General features: G+C 69.0%; 24 protein-coding genes and 1 other RNA gene. 7 read left to right on the top strand and 18 right to left on the bottom strand.

All coding sequences use genetic code 11. From position 1 onward, the window contains the following. Positions 1-103: 103 nt before the first annotated feature. The gene (locus CV103_RS03465) at positions 104-1285 is read right to left on the bottom strand and encodes a BaiN/RdsA family NAD(P)/FAD-dependent oxidoreductase (protein WP_281258457.1); all 1182 of its coding nucleotides are present in this window, start codon (positions 1283-1285) and stop codon (positions 104-106) included. 157 nt (positions 1286-1442) lie between these two features. Between CV103_RS03465 and CV103_RS03460 the strand changes: the two genes are divergently transcribed. Next, positions 1443-2468, top strand: a complete 1026-nt coding sequence (locus CV103_RS03460; RefSeq protein WP_107393987.1) for a zinc-dependent alcohol dehydrogenase — start codon at positions 1443-1445, stop codon at positions 2466-2468. Between the two features lie 112 nt (positions 2469-2580). Here CV103_RS03460 and CV103_RS03455 read toward each other — a convergent pair whose 3' ends face one another. The 3 genes from CV103_RS03455 to proS are packed head-to-tail and all read right to left on the bottom strand — an operon-like array spanning position 2581 to position 5808. Beyond that, positions 2581-3252: an ABC transporter ATP-binding protein gene (locus CV103_RS03455; protein WP_070934282.1), complete on the bottom strand. Its 672-nt coding sequence runs from the start codon at positions 3250-3252 to the stop codon at positions 2581-2583. Then, positions 3245-4495 (bottom strand): lipoprotein-releasing ABC transporter permease subunit, encoded by a 1251-nt coding sequence (locus tag CV103_RS03450; protein WP_107393986.1) that lies wholly within the window; start codon positions 4493-4495, stop codon positions 3245-3247. Before CV103_RS03450 ends, CV103_RS03455 begins: the two co-directional genes overlap by 8 nt. After that, positions 4492-5808 carry a proline--tRNA ligase gene (gene proS, locus CV103_RS03445; RefSeq protein ID WP_015457453.1) on the bottom strand — a complete coding sequence of 439 codons (1317 nt, stop codon included), beginning with the start codon at positions 5806-5808 and terminating at the stop codon, positions 4492-4494. Before proS ends, CV103_RS03450 begins: the two co-directional genes overlap by 4 nt. Before the next feature lie 568 nt (positions 5809-6376). Here proS and CV103_RS23050 point away from each other — a divergent pair. Then, a complete protein-coding gene (locus CV103_RS23050) occupies positions 6377-6499 on the top strand; it encodes a hypothetical protein (RefSeq protein WP_269078699.1) in 123 nt (40 codons plus the stop codon). Between the two features lie 29 nt (positions 6500-6528). Here CV103_RS23050 and CV103_RS03440 read toward each other — a convergent pair whose 3' ends face one another. Continuing rightward, entirely contained in the window at positions 6529-6741 is a 213-nt protein-coding gene (locus CV103_RS03440) for a DUF4169 family protein (RefSeq protein WP_107393985.1), read from the bottom strand. Between the two features lie 78 nt (positions 6742-6819). Here CV103_RS03440 and rnc point away from each other — a divergent pair, with 78 nt between their 5' ends. Beyond that, positions 6820-7494: a ribonuclease III gene (rnc, locus tag CV103_RS03435; protein WP_015457455.1), complete on the top strand. Its 675-nt coding sequence runs from the start codon at positions 6820-6822 to the stop codon at positions 7492-7494. After that, on the top strand, positions 7491-8426 hold the full coding sequence (gene era, locus CV103_RS03430) for a GTPase Era (protein ID WP_015457456.1): 936 nt from the start codon (positions 7491-7493) through the stop codon (positions 8424-8426). Before rnc ends, era begins: the two co-directional genes overlap by 4 nt. Before the next feature lie 33 nt (positions 8427-8459). Here era and CV103_RS03425 read toward each other — a convergent pair whose 3' ends face one another. Next, positions 8460-8861, bottom strand: a complete 402-nt coding sequence (locus tag CV103_RS03425) for a MerR family transcriptional regulator (protein ID WP_015457457.1) — start codon at positions 8859-8861, stop codon at positions 8460-8462. Between the two features lie 73 nt (positions 8862-8934). On the opposite strand from CV103_RS03425, the gene CV103_RS03420 reads away from it, so the two are divergent. Next, complete coding sequence (locus CV103_RS03420; protein WP_015457458.1) at positions 8935-9579, top strand: cation efflux transmembrane domain-containing protein; 645 nt, start codon at positions 8935-8937, stop codon at positions 9577-9579. Here CV103_RS03420 and CV103_RS03415 read toward each other — a convergent pair. The 3 genes from CV103_RS03415 to rnpB form a co-directional block, all read right to left on the bottom strand. Beyond that, positions 9564-9923: a hypothetical protein gene (locus CV103_RS03415; RefSeq protein ID WP_107393984.1), complete on the bottom strand. Its 360-nt coding sequence runs from the start codon at positions 9921-9923 to the stop codon at positions 9564-9566. The genes CV103_RS03420 and CV103_RS03415 overlap by 16 nt on opposite strands. 10 nt (positions 9924-9933) lie before the next feature. Further along, a complete protein-coding gene (locus CV103_RS03410) occupies positions 9934-10464 on the bottom strand; it encodes a J domain-containing protein (RefSeq protein WP_015457460.1) in 531 nt (176 codons plus the stop codon). 52 nt (positions 10465-10516) lie between these two features. After that, positions 10517-10907: RNase P RNA component class A (gene rnpB / locus CV103_RS03405), an RNA gene on the bottom strand. Positions 10908-11003: 96 nt separating this feature from the next. On the opposite strand from rnpB, the gene CV103_RS03400 reads away from it, so the two are divergent. Continuing rightward, positions 11004-11132, top strand: a complete 129-nt coding sequence (locus CV103_RS03400; RefSeq protein WP_015457461.1) for an entericidin A/B family lipoprotein — start codon at positions 11004-11006, stop codon at positions 11130-11132. Between the two features lie 3 nt (positions 11133-11135). Here the strand turns inward: CV103_RS03400 and CV103_RS03395 are convergent, their stop codons facing one another. The 9 genes from CV103_RS03395 to CV103_RS03355 all read right to left on the bottom strand — a co-directional run bounded on the left by CV103_RS03395 (position 11136) and on the right by CV103_RS03355 (position 19241). After that, a complete protein-coding gene (locus tag CV103_RS03395) occupies positions 11136-11828 on the bottom strand; it encodes an N-acetylmuramoyl-L-alanine amidase (RefSeq protein WP_107393983.1) in 693 nt (230 codons plus the stop codon). Then, positions 11828-12745: a DMT family transporter gene (locus CV103_RS03390; RefSeq protein WP_015457463.1), complete on the bottom strand. Its 918-nt coding sequence runs from the start codon at positions 12743-12745 to the stop codon at positions 11828-11830. Before CV103_RS03390 ends, CV103_RS03395 begins: the two co-directional genes overlap by 1 nt. Positions 12746-12810: 65 nt before the next feature. Beyond that, the gene (locus CV103_RS03385) at positions 12811-13626 is read right to left on the bottom strand and encodes a CheR family methyltransferase (RefSeq protein WP_070934290.1); all 816 of its coding nucleotides are present in this window, start codon (positions 13624-13626) and stop codon (positions 12811-12813) included. Next, positions 13617-14663, bottom strand: a complete 1047-nt coding sequence (gene cheB, locus CV103_RS03380) for a chemotaxis-specific protein-glutamate methyltransferase CheB (protein WP_107393982.1) — start codon at positions 14661-14663, stop codon at positions 13617-13619. The genes CV103_RS03385 and cheB overlap by 10 nt, the downstream gene beginning before the upstream one ends. 78 nt (positions 14664-14741) lie before the next feature. Continuing rightward, positions 14742-15107, bottom strand: coding sequence for a response regulator (locus CV103_RS03375; protein WP_015457466.1), 366 nt, complete (start codon positions 15105-15107; stop codon positions 14742-14744). Positions 15108-15185: 78 nt separating this feature from the next. Continuing rightward, the gene (locus CV103_RS03370; RefSeq protein WP_015457467.1) at positions 15186-15620 is read right to left on the bottom strand and encodes a chemotaxis protein CheW; all 435 of its coding nucleotides are present in this window, start codon (positions 15618-15620) and stop codon (positions 15186-15188) included. A 3-nt stretch (positions 15621-15623) separates the two neighbouring features. Next, positions 15624-18002, bottom strand: coding sequence for a chemotaxis protein CheA (locus tag CV103_RS03365; protein ID WP_107393981.1), 2379 nt, complete (start codon positions 18000-18002; stop codon positions 15624-15626). A gap of 103 nt (positions 18003-18105) precedes the next feature. Next, entirely contained in the window at positions 18106-18735 is a 630-nt protein-coding gene (locus CV103_RS03360) for a histidine phosphotransferase family protein (RefSeq protein ID WP_015457469.1), read from the bottom strand. Positions 18736-18830: 95 nt separating this feature from the next. Beyond that, positions 18831-19241, bottom strand: a complete 411-nt coding sequence (locus tag CV103_RS03355) for a M67 family metallopeptidase (protein WP_107393980.1) — start codon at positions 19239-19241, stop codon at positions 18831-18833. Between the two features lie 17 nt (positions 19242-19258). Between CV103_RS03355 and CV103_RS03350 the strand changes: the two genes are divergently transcribed. Then, the coding region (locus CV103_RS03350) for an RluA family pseudouridine synthase (RefSeq protein WP_245896635.1) at positions 19259-20005 on the top strand (747 nt) is incomplete at its 3' end.

Here is a 20005-nt window from a genome sequence, read left to right as displayed (position 1 = left end):
GTGCAGAACAATTCCCGGCGGACGGATTCGTTCAATCCCGCCGGGGCGCCCGCATCATGATTTCAGGATCGGCGCGGCCGGGGCAATGCCGGTTCGGCCGCCGCTACAGCGCCTGCGCCGCCGCCCAGCCGCTCGCCCAGGCCCATTGGAAATTATATCCGCCAAGCCAGCCGGTCACGTCCACCGCCTCGCCGATGGCATAAAGGCCCGGCACGCGCCGCGCCTCCATGGTCTTGGAGGAGAGGCCGGCGGTATCGATGCCGCCGATCGTCACCTCCGCCTTGGCGAAACCCTCGGTGCCGTTGGGATGGAAGGCCCAGGCCGAAAGCCTGCGACCGGCCTCCTCCAGCGCCCGGTCGGTCATGCCGCCCAGTTCGCCGGGCAGTCCCAGCCGATCGGCCAGCGTCTCCGCCAGCCGATCGGGCAGAAGGGCCGCCAGCACCGTGCGCAACGCCGCCTTGGGCCGCGCGCGCTTGGCCTCGACCAGCCAGCGCGCCGCCTGATCGGGCAGGAAATCGATCGTGATCGGCTGGCCGTGCCGCCAGTAAGAGGAAATCTGCAATATGGCCGGGCCAGAAAGCCCCTTATGGGTGAACAGCGCCGCCTCGCGGAACGCCGCCTTGCCGCACCGCGCGACCACATCGGCCGCCACGCCGGAAAGGCCCCGGAACAACGCCTCCTCGCCGCCCAGCGTCAGCGGCACCAGCGCCGGGCGCGGCTCCACCACCTTGAGGCCGAACTGGCGGGCAAGATCATAGGCAAAGCCCGTCGCCCCCATCTTCGGGATGGAAGGCCCGCCGGTCGCGATCACCAGTGCCGGCGCCCGCACCGTCCGCCGCGCCAGCTCTACGCGGAACAGCCCGTCGCCATGGCCGACGCTGCCGATCGCCTCGCCCAGCGCCGTCTCCACGCCGCCCACGCGGCATTCCGCCTCCAGCATCGCCACGACCTGCCGGGCGGAGCCGTCGCAGAAAAGCTGGCCCAGCGTCTTTTCATGCCAGGCGATGCCATGGCGATCGACCAGCGCGATGAAGTCGTCAGGGGCATATCGCCCCAGCGCGGATCGGGCGAAATGGGGATTGGCGGAAAGATAACGGTCGGGCGCGGTGTGGATGTTGGTGAAGTTGCACCGCCCACCGCCCGAAATCAGGATCTTCTTGCCCGGCTCGTCCGCCCGGTCGATCAGCAGCACGCGCCGGCCCCTCTGCCCGGCCACGGCCGCGCACATCATGCCCGCGGCGCCGGCGCCCAGGATCAGCACATCATATCGATCGGTATCGCTCACCGGGCGGCGCCTGCCCCACCGGCCCCGTCCCGTCAATCGGCTGCATCCTTTCCCGCATCGCCGCGTTCAGCCGGCATCATGCACCGGGGGCTGTGTCGTCCGGGCAGAAGATGCTAGTTTCGCACCCGGCCCGATCGGCCGCGCACCGCCACGGAGTATGCCCATGAAGATGAAGGCCGCCGTCGCCCACGCATTCAAGCAACCGCTCCGCATCGAGGAGGTCGACGTCCCCACCCCCGGCCCCGGCGAGGTCTTGGTGAAGGTCGTAGCCAGCGGCGTCTGCCACACCGATCTCCACGCCATCGACGGCGATTGGCCGGCCAAGCCCACCCTGCCGCTGATCCCCGGCCACGAAGGCGTCGGCTATGTCGCCGCCGTCGGCGCCGGCGTCACGGATGTGAAGGAAGGCGATGCCGTGGGCGTGCCCTGGCTGCACGATGCCTGCCGCGCGTGCGAATTGTGCGAAACCGGGTGGGAAACGCTGTGCGAGCGCCAGCACAATACCGGATACAGCGTGAACGGCGGCTTCGCCGAATATGTCGTCGCCAGCGCGCCCTTCGTCGGCCATCTGCCGAAGGATACGGATTTCGTGGCGATGGCGCCGATCCTCTGCGCCGGCGTCACCGTCTATAAGGGCCTCAAGGAAACCGAGGCGCGGCCCGGCGAATGGGTGGTGATCTCCGGCATCGGCGGCCTCGGCCATGTCGCCATCCAATATGCCAAGGCGATGGGGCTGCACGTCGTCGCGCTGGATGTCGCGGCGGACAAGCTGGCGCTGGCGAAGCAGGTCGGCGCCGATCTCGCCTTCGATGCCCGCGCCAACGATCTGGCGGATCAGGTCCACAAGGCCACCTCCGGCGGGGCGCAGGGCGTGCTGGTGACAGCGGTGTCCCCCGCCGCCTTCGGCCAGGCCATCGCCTGCGCGCGGCGCAAGGGCACGGTCAGCCTCGTCGGCCTGCCGCCGGGCGATTTCCCCACGCCGATCTTCGATGTCGTGCTGAAACGCATCACGGTGCGCGGGTCGATCGTCGGCACCCGGCGCGATCTGGCCGAGGCGATCGACTTCGCCGTGCGCGGCCAGGTGAAGGCCCATGTCACCGCCCGCCCGCTGGACGACGTGAACGCCGTGCTGGACGAACTGCGCGCCGGCAAGGTCGAAGGCCGGATCGCGCTGGTACCCTGACGCCTCAAAATCTTGCCGTCATGCTGACGAAGGTCAGCATCCATTATCGTTACGCTCGCGATCGAATGTAGCGTCAATGGATCCTGGCTTCCGCCAGGATGACGGAGGTCCTCTACTCCAGCACGCCCTCGTGCAGCCGCACCACGCGATCCATCCGGGCCGCCAGCCGTTCGTTATGGGTGGCGACCAGCGCGGCCGATCCCTCGCCACGCACCAGCCGCAGGAACTCCGCCAGCACCACATCGGCGGTCGCCTCGTCCAGATTGCCGGTCGGCTCGTCCGCCAGCACCAGCGCCGGCCGGTTGGCGAGCGCGCGGGCCACCGCCACGCGCTGCTGTTCGCCGCCGGAAAGCTTGCTCGGCCGGTGATCCAGCCGGTGCGCCAGCCCCAGCGCGTCCAGCAGCACCCGTGCCCGCGCATTGGCCTCCAGCGGGGTCGCCCCGTGGATCAGCTGCGGCAGCTCGACATTCTCGATCGCCGAGAAATCGGGCAGCAGATGGTGGAACTGATAGACGAAGCCAAGCGCCTCGCGGCGCAGCCGGGTCCGCCCGTCATTGTCCAGCCGCGATGCCTCCTGCCCCTGGATGCGGATCGATCCCTCGAACCCGCCTTCCAGCAGCCCCACCGCCTGCAGCAGGGTGGACTTGCCCGATCCCGACGGGCCGAGCAGCGCCACGATCTCGCCCGCGTCCACATGCAGGTCGACGCCGCGCAACACGTGGATCTCCACCTCGGCCTGGCGGAAGCTGCGCTTGAGCCCCGTGGTCCGCAGCACCTCACTCATAACGCAGCACCTGTACCGGATCGGTCTTGGCCGCCCGCCAGGCCGGGATCAGCGTCGCCAGAAAGCTCAGGCCCAGGGTCAGGCCGATGATCGCCGTGATCTCGAACGGATTGGCCTTGTAGGGCAGCTCCGTCAGGAAACGGATGGAGGGGTCCCACAGATTCTGCCCCGTCACCGCCTGCACGAAATTCACCACCTGCTGGCGGAACAGCGCGGTGACGACGGCGAACACGATCCCCACCACGATCCCGGCGATGCTGATCGAAAGGCCGATGGCGATGAATATCTTGAGGATGGACCGGCTGGTCGCCCCCATCGTCCGCATGATCGCGATGTCGCGCGTCTTGGCGCGCACCAGCATGATGAGGGACGACAGGATGTTGAACGCCGCCACCAGCACGATGAAGGCCAGGATCACGAACATCGCCACCCGCTCCACGGCCAGCGCCTCGAACAGGGATGCGTTCATCTGCCGCCAGTCGGTGACGACGCCCTGCCGGCCCACCTTGGCGGCCAGCGGCGCCAGGATCGCGCCCACCTTGTCGGGATCGGCGGTTTCGATCTCCACCATGCCCACGGCGTCCCCCAGCATCAGCAGGGTCTGGGCATCCTCCATCGGCAGCAGCACGAACGCCTTGTCATAATCATAGACGCCGACCTCGAAGATCGCCGCCACGCGATAGCTCACGATCCGCGGCACGGTGCCGAAAGGCGTCGTCTGCCCCTGGGGGCTGATCAGGCTGATCTGCCCGCCCACCTCCGCGCCCAGCGCCTCGGCCAGCCGCGATCCGATGGCCACATTCTCCGATCCCGGCACCAGCGCGTCCATGGCGCCGGCCACCACATGGCCCTTCAGCGTGGGATTGGCGCGGATGTCCTCCACGCGCATGCCGCGCACCAGCACGCCTTCGACCCGCCCGTCATAGCTCGCCATCAGCGGCTGCTCGATCAGCGGCGTGGCGCTGGTCACGCCGGGGGTGGCCTGCGCCTCGCGCACGATCGCCTGCCAGTCCGGCAGCCGCCCGCCATAGCCCTGGACGACGGCATGGCCGTTCAGCCCCACCACCTTGTCGAACAGCTCGGCGCGAAAGCCGTTCATCACGCTCATCACGGTGATCAGCGCCCACACCCCCAGCGTCACGGCGAACAGGCTGATCGCGGCGACGAGGAAGATGAACCCCTCGCCCTTGCCGGGCCAGAGGTAGCGCTTGGCGATGGTGCGCTCGAAGCGGGAAAGGATCACCCAGCCAGCCTCGCCAGCGCATCCTCGATGGAAAGCTCCACCTTCTCGCCCGACTTGCGGTTCTTCAGCTCGACGACGCCGCGTTCCAGCCCCTTGGGGCCGATCACCACCTGCCAGGGCAGGCCGATCAGGTCCATCGTCGCGAACTTGGCGCCGCCGCGCTCGTCGCGGTCGTCGTAGAGCGCTTCCACACCGGCCGCGTTCAGCCTGGCATAGAGGTCGTCCGCCGCCGCCGTGCACCTGGCGTCGTCGGCGCGCATGTTGATGATGCCCACCTTGTAGGGGGCCACCGCCTCCGGCCAGATGATGCCGTTGTCGTCGTGGCTCGCCTCGATGATCGCGCCCATCAGCCGGGATACGCCGATGCCGTAGCTGCCCATGTGCGGCACGACCTCGCCGCCGTCCGGCCCCTGCACCTTCAGGCCCATCGGCGCCGAATATTTGGTGCCGAAATAGAAGATGTGGCCCACCTCCACGCCGCGCGACTGGCGCAGATCGCCGCCGATCGCCGCCTCGCGCGCCTCGTCGCGCTTCTCGTCGGTCGCGGCATAATCGGCGGTGTAGCCGGAAACGATCGCCTGCAGCCCTTCCACATCGTCGAAATCGACCGAGGAAAGCTCGGCCGGCTTTTCCCAGTTGCTGTGGTAGAACACCTCGCTCTCGCCGGTCGGCGCCAGCACGATGAATTCGTGGCTAAGGTCGCCGCCGATCGGGCCGGTATCGGCCTGCATCGGGATCGCGCGCAGGCCCATGCGGGCATAGGTGTTGAGGTAGGCCACGAACATCCGGTTGTAGCTGTGGCGCGCGCCGGCCTCGTCCATGTCGAAGCTGTAGGCGTCCTTCATCAGGAATTCGCGGCCGCGCATCACGCCGAAGCGAGGGCGCACCTCGTCGCGGAACTTCCACTGGATGTTGTAGAGCGTGCGCGGCAGATCACGATAGCTTTTGGCGGAATCGCGGAAGATGGCGGTGATCACCTCCTCCGCCGTGGGGCCATAGAGCATGTCCCGCTCATGCCGGTCCTTGATGCGCAGCATCTCCAGCCCGTAATCGTCATAGCGGCCGGACTGGCGCCACAGGTCGGCGGACTGGATGGTCGGCATCAGAAGCTCGATCGCGCCCGCCCGGTCCTGCTCCTCGCGCACGATCTGCTCGATCTTGCGCAGCACGCGATAGCCGAGCGGCAGCCAGGCATAGATGCCGGCAGCGGTCTGCCGAATCAGGCCGGCCCGCAGCATCAGCTTGTGGCTGATGATCTGCGCGTCGGCGGGGGATTCCTTCATGACGGGGATGAAATGGCGGGAAAGGCGCATGGGTTTCCTGATCCGAAAAAGCGGCCTCTGCTCTAGAGCGATTTCGGGCCGGATGGAAACATCCTCCCGCCGGAAATAGCGGCGATGGAGAAAATCGGGCGATTTCCCGGCCAAAACCGGGCCGGCGGGCGATCATCGGCGGCCCGGCCACGCAGATCGCGACGGCATGGCGGCGGGATTGCGCTGTTGCGGATAGAACACAGCCCCCCGCCTTTCGTGCGCCTGCCCCTTCTGCCCCGGTGACAGGAACGCGGGCAGGGCTTAGGACTCGCTTCACGAATTGCAGGCAATGGCCGTGGTTCGGGGAGGGCATGAGGTGTCCCGCAGCGCCGTTTTAGGGGACGGATGTTGCGTGTGGACCCCAGGTCTTCAAGGGGGTTGACGGGAGAATTCGTCACGGGCGCCCGGGTTGCTTCGGCAATCCGGGCGTTTCGTTTATAGCTTCCCTTCATCGGCCGCAGATATTCATGGCCGGGTCGCCCCGCTTCCGGGGCGGATCGCGGGAGAAACCAGCCCCTTCCGCGCGTTCTTACGGCTGACCCCAACATTGCCGTCATGGAGACGCGCTATGGCCAGCCAGCCGCCCATTCCCGAAACGCCGGGCGAATTCCCGTCCGACCCGCCAGTGCCCTCGCCCACGGACCCGATCCCGCCCAAGCCCAGCGATCCGGTGAAGGAAATCCGGCGGTAGAGCCCCTGCCCGAATGGCGAGCCGCAATCCTATCCTTTCGGCGGATCGCCCTCGTCCCCGTCGGCCACGCCGCCGCGCCGCGCGCCTTCCAGCACGGCCTCCATCCGCGCCCGCTCGGCAGCCTCCATGGCCTTCTGGCCCTTGGTGCGGCCGAAATGGGCGCGGTTGCGCGCGGCTTCGGCCTGCTTGTCGGCACGTGCCCTGGCCTTGCGCGCCTGGCGGAGGTTGATGACGTCGCCCATGGCCCTTCCATGCCGCCGCGCCGGCCGCCTGTCGATCCCGCACATGACGCGCGCGTCGGGATCGGCTAGTGGGCCGGGATGAACGCCGATGCCTTCCCCGAATGGATCACCCGCACGCTGGGCCATGCCCCGCGCGACGTCGCCCTGTTCCAGCGCGCGCTGACCCATGGCAGCCACAGCGGCGCCAGCTATGAGCGTCTGGAATTCCTCGGCGATCGCGTCCTCGGCCTGATCGCCGCCGCATGGCTCTACGAACGTTTCCCCGACGAACCCGAAGGCGCCCTATCCCGCCGGATCAACGCGCTCGTCAGCCGCGAAACCTGCGCCGAGGTCGGCCGCGCGCTCGACGTGCCCAGTTGGCTGCGCCTCGGCAAGCAGGCGCGCGACGATGGCGCCACCGGCAGCGACAATGTGGTGGGCGATGCGGTGGAGGCGCTGATCGGCGCGCTCTATCTGGAAGCCGGGCACGATGCCGCCACCGCCTTCGTCCGCCGCGCCTGGGCGCCCTTCGTCGATGGCCAGCGCGCCGCGCCGCGCCACCCCAAGTCCGCGCTGCAGGAATGGGCGGCCGCCCATCGCTGCCGTCCGCCCGTCTACACGCTGGCCGGGCGTTCCGGCCCGCACCACGCCCCCCGCTTCACCGTGACGGTCGAACTTCCCGGCCGCGCCGATGCGCAGGCCAGCGCCGAAGGGGCGTCCAAGCAGGAAGCCGAAACCGCCGCCGCCAAGGCCCTTCTGGAGAAATTGTCATGACCGCCCCGCACGCCGAAGCCGGCGCCCCCGAACAGCCCGGCGCCGAACGTTGCGGCCTCGTCGCCGTCGTCGGCGCGCCCAATGCGGGCAAGTCCACGCTGGTGAACGCGCTGGTCGGCCAGAAGGTCGCGATCGTCAGCCCCAAGGCGCAGACGACGCGGGTGCGGCTGATGGGTATTGCGATCGAGGGATCGAGCCAGATCCTCCTCGTCGACACCCCCGGCATCTTCGATCCCCGCCGCCGGCTCGATCGAGCGATGGTCGCGGCCGCCTGGGGCGGCGCCACCGATGCCGATCTGATCGCGCTCGTCATCGATGCCAAGGCCGGCATGAAGGCGAAGATCGAAACGCTGGTCGAAACGCTGAAGGACCGGCGCGAACCCCGGATCGTCATCCTCAACAAGGTGGACGTGACGCCCAAGGAGAAGCTGCTGGAACTGGCCGTCCAGCTCCAGCAGGCGCTCGATCCCGAGGCGATCTTCATGGTCAGCGCGGCGACGGGGGACGGCATCGCCGATCTCAAGGCCACGCTCGCCGCGCGCATGCCCGAAGGGCCGTGGCATTTCCCGGAGGATCAGGTTTCCGACGCCACCGATCGCATGCTGGCGGCCGAGGTGACGCGCGAGCAGCTCTACCTCCAGCTCCATGCCGAGCTGCCCTATGACAGCGCGGTCGAGACCGAGAAATATGAGGAGCGCAAGGACGGGTCGGTCGCGATCCACCAGCAGATCCTCGTCGCCCGCGATACCCAGCGCGCGATCGTGCTGGGCAAGCGCGGCGCCCGCCTCAAGGAAATCGGCAGCCGCGCCCGCGCGGAGCTGGCCGAGCTGCTGGGCCGCAAGGTCCACCTCTTCCTCCACGTCAAGGTGAAGCCCGATTGGGAGGAGGATCGCGGCCTTTACAAGGAAATCGGGCTGGACTGGGTGGACTGAGGCTCGTGGGCGGCGGCGCCGGGCGCCCTGCGCTCAATCGCGCCGGGCCGGCCCCAGCGCCTCGACGATCCGGCACTGCGCCACCGTGCCGCCACCGCAGGAATCGATCATCGCCGCCAGCTCGCGCCGAAGCGCCGCCAGATCCGCGATCTTGCGCTCCACCTCGGCCAGATGTTCCCGCGCCAGCAGGTCGATGGTCGCGCAGTCGCGGCCGCGATCGTCCGACAGCGACAGCAGGGCGCGCACCCGATCGAGCGGGAAGCCCAGGGCACGCGCCCGGCGGATGAACGAAAGGCGGCCCAGATCAGCCTCTCCATAAGCGCGATAATTGCCGCCGGTCCGCGATGGCCGGGGCAGCAATCCGATCCGCTCATAATAGCGGATGGTCTCGACCCCGGTCTCGGTCGCCCTGCCCAGCTCGCCGATCGTCAGCATGATCCACCCTCTTGACCCTGTAGCTGCTACAGGGTGCATGTAGGCCGTCACATCGATGGAAGCGAGGTGGCATATGGCGGGCGGATGTTGCGGCGGATGCGAGGCGCCGTCGCCGAAGCAGGATCAATCCTGGCGGCGGGTGCTCTGGATCGCGCTCGCGATCAATGCCGGCATGTTCCTGGTGGAGATCGGCGTCGGCCTCGTCGCGCACTCGGCCTCGCTCAAGGCCGACGCGCTCGATTTCCTGGGCGACAGCGCCAATTACGCGATCAGCCTGGGCGTTGCCGGCATGGCGATCGGGTGGCGAGCGCGGGCGGCGCTGCTCAAGGGCGCCTCGCTGCTCCTGCTCGGCCTCTGGGTGCTGGGCAGCACGGCGTGGATGGCGCTGGCGGGCACCCTGCCCGGGGCCGAGGCGATGGGCATCATCGGCATCCTCGCCCTCGTCGCCAACCTCGTCTGCGCCGTCCTGCTGTGGCGGCACCGCGACGGCGACGCCAACCGCCGCTCCGTCTGGATATGTTCGCGCAACGATGCGATTGGCAATATCGCCGTCGTGGCCGCTGCCTTCGGCGTGTTCGGGACGGGCACGGCGTGGCCGGACCTGATCGTCGCCGCCGTCCTCGCCGGGCTCGGCATCAGCGGAGGATGGCAGATCATCCGGCAGGCGCGGGCCGAACTTCGGGCGACCGCCCGCCTGTCGCTTCAGGCCGGGGGCTGACGCGCGCCATCCGCGGCCGCCGATCCCGGCCGGGCGGCAGTGGGAGTGGCGGCGTCCAGCCGGGCGGCCACCTCCTCAACCGGCGTGCCGGCGGGAACGATCAGCCATTCGCCGGGGCGGCTGGCATCCACCACCGTCACGGCATGTTTCGGGCAGACGCCCAGGCAGCCGACCTCGACCACGCCCAGCCGGGCCTTGCGGCCCTTGCCGCCGTGCATTTCCTTGCGCAGCGCCTTGGCGAGGCTGGTCTTGCCCTTGGGGCCGAAACCGCCGCCAGCCTTCTTGCCGCATTTCCGGCAGACGAGGATCGCGCCCCGCCAATCCGAGCGGACGTGCGTTTTCACAGGCCTGGCCTCATGCCGCCGTCCGCCGTTCCTCTGCCTTGCGCAGCACCTCGAACGCGGCCTGGATCGATTGGAAGCGGGCGGCGGCGGCGGCGTCGTTGGGCTTCACATCGGGATGATTGGCCTTGGCCAGCCGGCGCCAGGCGGCCTTGATCTCATCGAAATCGGCATCCGATTCCAGCTCCAGCACGGCAAGCGCGCGCATCTCGTCGCGCGATCGGGTGCCGTCGCCAGGGCCGCCCCAGCCATAATGCTTCGAATCGGCATAGCCCGATGCCTCGCGCCGCTCGCGCGCCTCGCGCTCGGCCGCCTCCTCCGCGTTCAGCCCTTCGAAATAGTTCCAGTTACGGTTGTATTCGGCGGCGTGCTGCTCGCAGAAATACCAGCGCTCCGGGCTGTTGGGGGATTTGGGCGCGGGCCTGTCGCCGGGCTGGTCGCAGCCCTCGCGATCGCACATGCGCACGGTCGAGGCGCCGCGTTCGCTGCCATAGCCACGCCAGCGGGGAAAGCCCCAGTCATAGGATCGGGAGGAACGCGCCATCCGCTCCATTTAGTGCGGGCCGCGTGAACGATCCATGGCCGAAGTGCAGGAAATCGCCAGAGAGCCTGTAAGCCGGGTTCTGTCCACCGGCCGAAGCCGGATGGGCGACCATTCCTCTAGGACCGCGGTTGCCCGCGGCCTCAAGCAACCAACCCGGACGACGGGGCGAAGCGAGCCCATATGCCGTCCCTATTCGGTCTTGCTCCCGGTGGGGTTTGCCATGCCGTTCCGGTTGCCCGGCTCGCGGTGCGCTCTTACCGCACCCTTTCGCCCTTACCCGGAGCCCACGGATGGGCCAGCCGGGCGGTATGCTTTCTGTGGCACTTTCCCTGACCCCGACCTTCGCCGGGGCCGCCGGGCGTTACCCGGCACCGCTGCTTCTTGGAGCCCGGACTTTCCTCCCGCCTCCGCGAACGGAGACCGGCGGCCGCCCGGCCCTCTGGCGCCGCGACCGATAGCAGGAACCGGCCCAAGAGCAAGATTGTCCGGCCGGCCGCCGCCGGTATAAGAAGCCGCACGACCGAATATGGAGACCTTCCTTGTCGAAGACGACGACGCGCGCGCTGATCCTGCTGGCCTGCCTGGGCCTCGCCGCCTGCAACACCGTGGAAGGCATGGGCCGCGACGTGCAGTCCGTCGGCAAGACGGTGGAAAAGGCCGCGAAGTAACGCCTATTCGCGGCCGCGCTCGCGATCCAGCAGCAGCGAGAGCAGGATCGCCCGGGTCTCGCCATCGGCGATGCCGTCGATCAGCTCGGGGCGGAAGCGCCGCTGGAAGGCCCGCACCGCCGCCGGCCCGTCGCTGACGTCATAGCCGAACCGTTCCAGCGCGAGCAGGAAGCCGCCCGGCGTCCAGTGCGGATCGGCCAGCCCTTCGCGCGGGCGGGGCAGCGCGAGGCGGTGGCGGGCGAGCAGTTCCCAGTCGAACAGCTCGCCGGGATCGAGCTTGCGGGTGGGCGCGATATCCGAATGGCCGACGACATTGGGCCGCTGGATGCCATGCCGGCCGACGATATCGGCGACCAGCGGCAGCAGCGCCGCCATCTGTTCCGCCGGGAAAGGTCGGTAGCCATATTCATGGCCGGGGTTGACGATCTCGATCCCGATGCTGGCCGAGTTCACGTCGGTGATGCCCCGCCAGTGCGATCGGCCGGCATGCCAGGCGCGGCGGCCTTCATCCACCAGCCGCAGCACCTGCCCGTCCTCCGTGACCACATAATGCGAGGACACCTTGGATTCGGGGCGCGTCAGCCAGTCGATCGCCGATGCCGCGTCGACCATGCCGGTATAGTGCAGCACCAGGATCGATACGGGCAGCGCCCGCGCGTCATGGTTGGGCGACGGGCAATCGATAATCTCGTCCATCAGGGGGCCTTGCTGATATCCGCCGGCCGTGGGGCCGGGCCGGCACGCGCGCTGCGCAGCGTAATGATGACGACCCCGGTGAGGGTGAGCAATCCCCCCGCGATCATCGGCGCCGTCAGCACCGTGCCGAAGAAATAGGAAGAAGCGCAGACCGCGATCACCGGCGCGGCGAGCGTAAGCGGCAGCACGGTGGAGATCGGGTGGCGCTGGAGCAGCCAGGCCATGCCGCCCTGCCCGATCAGGGTGGAGCCGACGGCGGAAAAGACCAGCCAGCCGAGGCTGCGCAACGGCAGGTCGGGCAGCGCCGCCATCGCCCCCGGCTCCGCCCAGAGCGCGATCGGCAACAGGCCCACCACGCCGCCCAGCCCGATCCACGCATAGATGGTGAGCGCCGGCACGTCCGCAAGCTTGCGCTGGAGCAGCGCGCCGACCGACCAGGTGAAGGTGCCCGTCGCCATCAGCACGAGGCCGGGCAGCTCGCGGAACACGCCCGGATCGAACACCAGCACCACCACGCCCCCGAAAGCCAAGAGGATGCCGAACATGCGGGGTAGCGCGATCCTTTCGCCGAGAAAGGCGATACCCAGCAGCAGGGAGAAAGGCACGCCGAGCTGGCCGGCGATGGCCAGCGCGCTGACATTGTCGGCTGCCTCCAGCGCGACATTGACGAAGATCAGGTAGATCGCGCCGTTGAGCGCCGCGAGCCAGGCGAGCGGCACCATCCGCCCCGGCACCCAGCGGAAGAAGGGAAGGCAGAGCAGCAGCACGATGAGCTGGCGGAGCGCGCCGGCCGTAAAGGGCGCCGTGGCCGTCACCGCCATCTTCACGGCGATGATGTTGAGTCCCCAGGTGACGTTGATGAGCAGCGCCACCAGCAGGTCGCGCGGAGAAAGCCGGGCCGTCTTCTCGATCGTCATGGCTCTGCCACTAGGCCGGTTTCGCCGCGCTTGGAATCCTTGCCATGCGCCGATCGGGCCATGGATCACGCCACCGGGCGATAAAGCCCGCGATGGACGAAATCCGGATCGAAACGGATGGTGCTGCCCAGCACCGTCTCCCCCGCCCCCAGCATCAGGAAGCCATCGGATGCGATCGCGGCGGCGAGGCCGTCGAACACGCGCACCCGCTCCTCCGCCCCGAAATAGAGCAGCACGTTGCGGCAGAGGATGAGATCGACATTCGCCACCGGCGGCGCATCGAGCAGATTGTGCCGGTCGAAGCGCACCATCCGGCGTAGTTCCGGCGTCGCCCGCCAATTCTCCCCTTCGGGCGCGAACCAGCGCATCATCTGCCGGATCGGCAGGCCGCGCTGGATTTCGAACTGGGTGAATGAGCCTTCCGATGCGCGGCCGATCACGCCGGCGGAGATATCGGTGCCGAATATGTCGATCGTCCAGCCGTTCCAGCGATCGCCCTGTTCGGCAAAGGCCATGGCCAGCGAATAGGCTTCCTGCCCGCTGGAGCAGCCCGCGCACCAGATGCTGAGCCGCCGCCGCGCCGCGCGTGCCGCCGCAAGCGCATCGATCGGGCCGGCCATCAACTGGGTGAAGGCCGCCTGATCGCGGAAGAAGAAGGTTTCGTGGTTGAGCAGGGCTTCCACCACGGCTTCGGCCAGATTGCGATCGGCGGGATTGGCGAGGCCCGCCGCCAGCGAATCGAGCGAGGGGAATTCCCGGTCCTTGAGCAGCGGCTTCAGCGCCGTCTCGATCCGCCAGTGGCGGCTGGCGGAAAGTTCCTGGCCGGTGCGTGCCTTGAGCAGGCCGGCGAAGGCGCGCCGGGCGACGGGGCTCAGTTCCATCGCGCGGCGCCGCTGCGCTGGGCGACCCGCCGCGCGATGGCGGCGGGCGGAAGCACGGCGGCGGCCAGCCCGGCACGCGCGACGGCGCCCGGCATGCCCCAGACGACCGAGGTGCGCGAATCCTGCGCCAGCACCTCGCCGCCGGCAGACGCGACATTGTGCGCGCCGATCAATCCGTCGCGGCCCATCCCGGTCAGCACGACCGCCACGGCCGCCGATCCGTAGATCGCGGCGATCGCGGCGAACATCGGGTCGACCGAGGGCAGGCAGCCGCTGGGCGCGGGATTGCGATCGATCCACACCTGGACGTTGGAGCCGATGCGGACGAGGCCGAGATGCCCGTCGCCCGGCGCCACCAGCAGTTCGCCGGACCGCAGCTTCATGCCGTCCCTGGCCACCTGCGCGCGGCGCCCCGCCATCTCCGTCAGCTGGGAGGCGAAATAGGGCATGAATACCGGCGGCAGATGCTGGGTGATGAGGATCGGCGCGGAGAAATCGGCCGGAAGCTCCTGGAAGAAGTCCGCAAGCGCGTGGAGCCCGCCGGTGGAGGCGCCGATGGCAAGGCAGGCGATGGGCGCGTTGCCGGGCGCCGTTTCCGCCGCGATCCGCGGCTCCGCCGGCTCAGCCATGGCCGGCACGGCCCCGAACGGATCGGGCCGGGCATGGCCGATGCGGAGGAGGCGTTCGATCAGGGTGGCGGCGAAGCGGCCCGCGAAATTGCCCGCCCCCGGCTTCAGCAGCGTATCCGCCGCGCCGAGCGTGAGGGCGCGGATGGTGGCGGCCGCCCCGTCCGCCGCCGCCGAGGAGACGATCAGCACGCGCGCGCCGTGGCTGCGGGCGAGCAGATCGGGCAGCGCCGTCAGCCCGTCCATCCCCGGCATTTCGACATCGAGCAGAATGATATCCACCCGCACCTGATCGAGCAGCGCCAGCGCCTCGCCGGCATGGCCCGCCGTCGCCACCACGTCGAAGGCCTCATGCCCTTCGAGGATGCGGGAGATGACGGTGCGCGCGACGATCGAATCGTCGACGATCATCAGCCTTATCCGCCGGTCCCCCGGCGATATTGGCGTGCCGTTGCTGGATGGCAGGTGCGCGAGCACGGCCGGCGCCGATCAGGCGAGGCCGACGATCTGGAGCTTGCTTTCCAGCGTCTCGCGATCGAACGGCTTCATCACATATTCGTCGGCCCCCGCCTCGATCGCGGCGCGGATATGGCCGACGCCGTTTTCCGTGGTGCAGAACACGATCTTCGGCCGCCGGGCCACGCCGCTCGTGCCCAGCGCGCGGAGAAATTCCATCCCGCTCATCACCGGCATGTTCCAATCGAGCAGCACCACGTCCGGGGGCGTTTCCTGGCAGTAAGCCAGCGCCTCGCGGCCGTCGCCCGCTTCGGCGACGTTGAATTCCAGCGTTTCGAGGATGTGGCGCGCAACCTTGCGGATGACCTTCGAGTCATCGACCACCAGACATGTCTTCATCAGTTTTCCCGTCCTCGCGCCAGAAATGGCCCAACCGACCTATCCCGCTTCGGTAAGCGGCGGGTTAACGCCTTTCCTTCAGGCCGCCATCGCCCCCGGCCCCGCCACCAGGGCGGCGGGATCGATCAGCAGCAGGGCATCGCCGTCGATCTCGACCATGCCGGAGGCGACACGCGACCAGCCCGGCTCCAGCACCGCGCATACCGGCGACGGCGCATCGGCGAGCGAGATCACGTCCTCCACCTCCTCCACGAGCAGGCCGTAGAGATGGCCGTCGATAGTGACGATCACCGCCTGCATGACGTCATCCAGATCCATCCGGCCAAGGTCGAGCGCGGCGAGCGTATCGACGATGGTGAGCACGCGGCTGCGCAGCGCCGCGAGCCCCGCGATGTGCGGGACGACGAGCGGCACCGGCGTGACCGAATCGATTTCGACCACCGATTCGACATGCCTTGCCGCCAGCGCCACGCGCTGGCCGGCAATGCCGACGATCAGGTGAAGCGCCTCCATGCCCTATCTCCTCACCGCCGCGACGCCATCCAGCGCGGCGAGCAGGCCGACGCGGTCGTAGCGGTAGATGCTGTCGTCATTGCCGTTTGCCGGCGCCGGCGCCGCGCGCAGCCGCACGACCGGAACGCCGCCGCTGGCCTCCCCGCCGGTCGGCTCCCCGCCCCCGCCGCTGTCGATGATGATGTCGGGACGCATATCGGCCGGACCGCGCCCGACGACGACGCGATAGCCGGCCGCCTCGACGAGGGGGCGCAAGATTTCCGTGGTCCAGCGATCCTCGGCGGCCACGAGCAGGCAGGTCGGCCGCGCGGCCGGGGCCGGAAGCCCGCCGGCGGCATCGGCCAGCAGCCAGTGCGGATCGAGCAGTTCGACCTGCCGGCCGTCCACCATCACCACGCCCGCCACCGGGCCGGGCCGGAGCGCGCTGTCGGCCAGCGGCGGCAGGGCAACGATATCGATCACCTCGTCGATCATGTAAGCGAGCTGGGTCTCCCCATCGCTGATCCGCAGCACGCGCAGCCGCGTCCGTTCCGCCGGATCGGCGTGGCCGAGCAGCGGCAGAAGCTGGTCGTTATGGGCGATGCGCAGGCGGCCGGCGCTGAAGCGCGCCGCGCTGGCAGGCACTTCCTCGATCCGTTCCACCACCGAAAGGCGGATGGCGCGCTCCACGCCGTCGCTGTCGTGGAACAGCAGGGTCTGGACCAGGGGCGTCTCCTCCTCGGCCGCGGCCTCCGGCTCGCTCTGCGCGATCGGCTGGCTGGCGACGCCGGAGACGACGGCGATGCCGGCGGGATCGAGCAGCAGCATCGGCCGGCCGTTATCGGGCAGCGTCGTGCCCGCATAGATGCCGGTCGCCATCACCGCGGGCGCGGCCGGCTTCACCACCAGTTCCTCATGATCGTGCACCGCATCGACGGATAGCGCGAAAAGCGCGCCGCCGGCCGGCCGCAGCACCACCAGCGTGGGCGACGCGGCCGGACGGCCCGGCCCACGGGTCAGCGCGCCCAGCGGCACCACCGGCATCCGCCGTCCGCGAATGGCGGCGATATGCACGCCGCCCATCGGCTCCAGCCGGACGCCGTCGCCGGACGCGCGAACGATTTCCTCGATCGCGGAACGCGGGATGGCGAAGGTCTGGCCGGCGGCGCTGACGGTGAGCGCAGGGATGATGGTGAGGGTGAGCGGCACCCGAAGCGTGAGCCGCAGGCCCTGCGAAGGGCGGCTTTCGATATCGACCAGCCCGCCGATCCGCTCGACATTGGACCGCACCACATCCATGCCCACGCCGCGCCCGGAAATCGCGCTGACCGCGTTGGCGGTGGAAAGGCCGGGTTCGAACACCAGCGCCAGCTTCTGCGCCCAGTTCAGCGATTCGGCGCGTTCCGGCGCCAGCACGCCCGCCGCGATCGCCCTGGCGACAAGGCGGTCGCCGTCGATGCCGCGGCCATCGTCCATCACCTCGATCAATATCTGATTGCCGGCCTGCCGCGCCGAAACCGAAAGGCGGCCGGCGGCGGGCTTGCCGGCGATGCGCCGATCCTCGGGCGGCTCTATGCCATGGTCGATCGCGTTGCGGATGATGTGGGTAAGCGGATCGCGGATCATCTCGATCATCTCGCGATCCAGTTCGACATCGCCGCCGTCGATCTCCAGCGCCACCGCCTTGCCAAGCTCCGCCGAAAGATCGCGGACCATGCGCGGCAGGGCCGAGAAGATATGGTCGATGCGCTGCATGCGCGTGCGGGTGATCGCGTCGCGCATTTCCGCCACGCAAAGCGAAAGCCGCTCGAACGCGGCCTCGACCGCGCCGTCCGCCATCGAATCGCGCAGCTTGCGGGCCAGCTCGTTACGGGCGAGCACCATGTCGGAAACGCCGCCCATCATCCTGTCCAGCAGGTCGATCGGCAGGCGGATGCTGCGCGAAACCGTGCGGATCGGCGCGCCGGAGCCGGGCTGCGCGACGCTGGGCGCGGCCTGGCTGGCCCTGGCGGCTTCGGCCGCGCCGCTTGCCGAGAATGTGGGCGCCAGCGCCGCGAGCAGCCGGCGGTCGTCCTCTTCGGGCAGGCTCTCGCCCGCCTCGATCGCGTCGGTCAGCTCGCCGATGCGGTCGATGATCGCCAGCACGGCGTTCACCAGCGGCACGTCCGCCTGGCGCTCGCCGCCGCGCACCGAGGCGAGCGCCTCCTCGGCGGCATGGCTCAGCCGTTCGAGGCGGGGAAGATCGAGGAAGCCGCAGCTTCCCTTCACCGTGTGGACGAATCGGAAGATCGAATCGAGCCGCGCGCGATCGCCGGGCTCGGTCTCCCAGGCGATGATCTCGCCCGATATCGCCGCCAGCATCTCGCGCGTTTCGGCCAGGAATTCCTGCAGCAGATCGTCCATCGAGCCCTTCCGTCCGAAATCCGGAAGCAGCCATCTGCCATGCCACTGGTGAAAAAGGGGTTTACCCTGCGGCCGTTTTCGGCCGGGGCCGGCACCCCGCCGGTCAGGGCCGGGGCAGCGTCGCCCCGAACATCAGCACGCCTTCCTCCGGCTCGGAAACCTGCACCGATCCGCCGACATCCTTGGCAAGCTGGTGGACAAGCCAGGCGGCCGCCGCGCGCGGGCTCAGCGCATCCTCGCTGGTCCAGCCCAGCAGCGCATCGCGCAGCTCGGAATCCAGCACCAGGCGCGGGCCTTCGGCGCGGATCACGATTTCCGATCCTTCGGCGCCCACGTCCAGCCGGCCGCCGCGCACCAGCGCGTCGCCCGCGATCAGCGCAAGGTTCAGCAGGATCTTGATCGCCGTCTTGTTCAGCGACGGTTCGGCCACCATCCAGCCCAGCAAAATCTTGCCGTCCTGGCCGAACAGCCCCTCGATCGCGGCCCGCGCCTCGCGCGTGTCGACCTGATCGGCGAAGCCGCCGGCGGCGCCGAAAGCGAGGCGGAAGAATTTCAGCTTGTTGGCGGACGCGCGGGCGCTTTCGGCCAGCAGCTCGATGCAGCGGGCGCGCATCTCGGGGTCGGTCTCGTCGGCCAGCAGCTCGATGCCGTTGTTCAGCGCGCCGACCGGGCTCAGCAAGTCATGGCACAGGCGGGAACAGAGCAGGCTCGAAAAATCGACAGCATTCGTCATGAAAAGGATGGTCCCCGAATGAGGAGGCCGTTTTGGAGGCTGACGCCAGCGAACGCAAGCGGGCAAGCCACGTCTGGCCGCGCCCCGGCATCGGATCAGTCATGGACCGATAGCGTAACGCGATCAAAACAATCGTGGATTTCGCCGCCGCGATGCGCGCGGAAACAGGCGGCCTCGCCCCCGGCGACGATCAGCCACAGGCGATCGGCCGAAGGATCGGCGGCGGCGGCATCCTCAACCGAAGGAAATGCGGGGCCGCGCGGATGCGAATGATAATGGCCGATCAGCCGCTTGCCCCCTGCCCGTTCCCCTCGGAGCGCGGCGAACAGCGCCACGGGATCGACCTCGAAGAAGGAAGCCGGATCGGGATGGACGTTCGCCGCAGGGCGGGCGGCCGCTATCTCCGTCCCATCGCCGAACAGCAGGCCGCACACCTCCTTTTCCGGGTCCGCCGCCGCATGATCGATAATTTGGGCGAGCAGGCGCCTTGCAATCGCGATCTTCATCGCCACATCGCTAAGCGATGGATGCGGGGGTGTCGACATTGCGCGCGATCGTGCCGGCGGAAGCCGGGGGATGGCGGCTGGACAAGGCCCTGGCGGCCGCGCTCCCCGAATTTTCCCGCGAAAGGCTGAAGGGCCTGATCGCCGACGGGCGTGTCCGCCGCGCCGATGGCGCGCCGGCGAACGATCCCGCGACCAAGGTGGCGCCGGGCAGCGCCTACGACGTCTCCGTGCCGCCGCCGGTGGCACTGGAGAACGAGGCGCAGGATATTCCCCTCGATATCGCCTATGAGGACGAGCATCTGATCGTGGTGGACAAGCCGGCCGGGCTGGTCGTCCATCCCGCCGCCGGCAATCTGGACGGCACGCTCGTCAACGCCCTGCTCCACCATTGCGGCGGCAGCCTTTCCGGCATTGGCGGCGTGGCGCGGCCGGGAATCGTCCACCGGATCGACAAGGACACGTCGGGCCTGATGGTGGCGGCCAAGACCGATCTCGCCCATGAGGGGCTGGCCAGGCAGTTCGCCGCGCACAGCATCGATCGCCGTTACCGCGCGATCGTCGCCGGCCTGCCCCATCCGACGTCGGGCACGGTGGACGGGCCGATCGCCCGATCCGCCACCAACCGCAAGAAGATGGCGATCGTGGGCGACGGGCGCGGCAAAAGGGCCGTGACGCATTATCGCCTGATTCATATGTGGACGCCCCCTTGGCAAGGGCATTGTGTCGCGACGGGTTTGATCGGTTGCTTTCATATGTCCGGCCTG

This window comes from Edaphosphingomonas fennica (genome assembly GCF_003034225.1).
GTDB lineage: Bacteria > Pseudomonadota > Alphaproteobacteria > Sphingomonadales > Sphingomonadaceae > Sphingomonas_E > Sphingomonas_E fennica.
This window is presented reverse-complemented; position numbering and strand designations above follow the sequence as displayed.

Excerpts from the sequence above, each read along its gene's own strand:
- CV103_RS03460 (WP_107393987.1), top strand. The coding sequence starts at position 1,443 with ATGCCCATGAAGATGAAGGCCGCCGTCGCCCACGCATTCAAGCAACCG.
- CV103_RS03455 (WP_070934282.1), bottom strand. The coding sequence starts at position 3,252 with ATGAGTGAGGTGCTGCGGACCACGGGGCTCAAGCGCAGCTTCCGCCAG.
- proS (WP_015457453.1), bottom strand. The coding sequence starts at position 5,808 with ATGCGCCTTTCCCGCCATTTCATCCCCGTCATGAAGGAATCCCCCGCC.
- CV103_RS23050 (WP_269078699.1), top strand. The coding sequence starts at position 6,377 with ATGGCCAGCCAGCCGCCCATTCCCGAAACGCCGGGCGAATTCCCGTCC.
- CV103_RS03440 (WP_107393985.1), bottom strand. The coding sequence starts at position 6,741 with ATGGGCGACGTCATCAACCTCCGCCAGGCGCGCAAGGCCAGGGCACGT.
- rnc (WP_015457455.1), top strand. The coding sequence starts at position 6,820 with ATGAACGCCGATGCCTTCCCCGAATGGATCACCCGCACGCTGGGCCAT.
- era (WP_015457456.1), top strand. The coding sequence starts at position 7,491 with ATGACCGCCCCGCACGCCGAAGCCGGCGCCCCCGAACAGCCCGGCGCC.
- CV103_RS03425 (WP_015457457.1), bottom strand. The coding sequence starts at position 8,861 with ATGCTGACGATCGGCGAGCTGGGCAGGGCGACCGAGACCGGGGTCGAG.
- CV103_RS03420 (WP_015457458.1), top strand. The coding sequence starts at position 8,935 with ATGGCGGGCGGATGTTGCGGCGGATGCGAGGCGCCGTCGCCGAAGCAG.
- CV103_RS03410 (WP_015457460.1), bottom strand. The coding sequence starts at position 10,464 with ATGGCGCGTTCCTCCCGATCCTATGACTGGGGCTTTCCCCGCTGGCGT.
- CV103_RS03395 (WP_107393983.1), bottom strand. The coding sequence starts at position 11,828 with ATGGACGAGATTATCGATTGCCCGTCGCCCAACCATGACGCGCGGGCG.
- CV103_RS03390 (WP_015457463.1), bottom strand. The coding sequence starts at position 12,745 with ATGACGATCGAGAAGACGGCCCGGCTTTCTCCGCGCGACCTGCTGGTG.
- CV103_RS03385 (WP_070934290.1), bottom strand. The coding sequence starts at position 13,626 with ATGGAACTGAGCCCCGTCGCCCGGCGCGCCTTCGCCGGCCTGCTCAAG.
- cheB (WP_107393982.1), bottom strand. The coding sequence starts at position 14,663 with ATGATCGTCGACGATTCGATCGTCGCGCGCACCGTCATCTCCCGCATC.
- CV103_RS03375 (WP_015457466.1), bottom strand. The coding sequence starts at position 15,107 with ATGAAGACATGTCTGGTGGTCGATGACTCGAAGGTCATCCGCAAGGTT.
- CV103_RS03370 (WP_015457467.1), bottom strand. The coding sequence starts at position 15,620 with ATGGAGGCGCTTCACCTGATCGTCGGCATTGCCGGCCAGCGCGTGGCG.
- CV103_RS03365 (WP_107393981.1), bottom strand. The coding sequence starts at position 18,002 with ATGGACGATCTGCTGCAGGAATTCCTGGCCGAAACGCGCGAGATGCTG.
- CV103_RS03360 (WP_015457469.1), bottom strand. The coding sequence starts at position 18,735 with ATGACGAATGCTGTCGATTTTTCGAGCCTGCTCTGTTCCCGCCTGTGC.
- CV103_RS03355 (WP_107393980.1), bottom strand. The coding sequence starts at position 19,241 with ATGAAGATCGCGATTGCAAGGCGCCTGCTCGCCCAAATTATCGATCAT.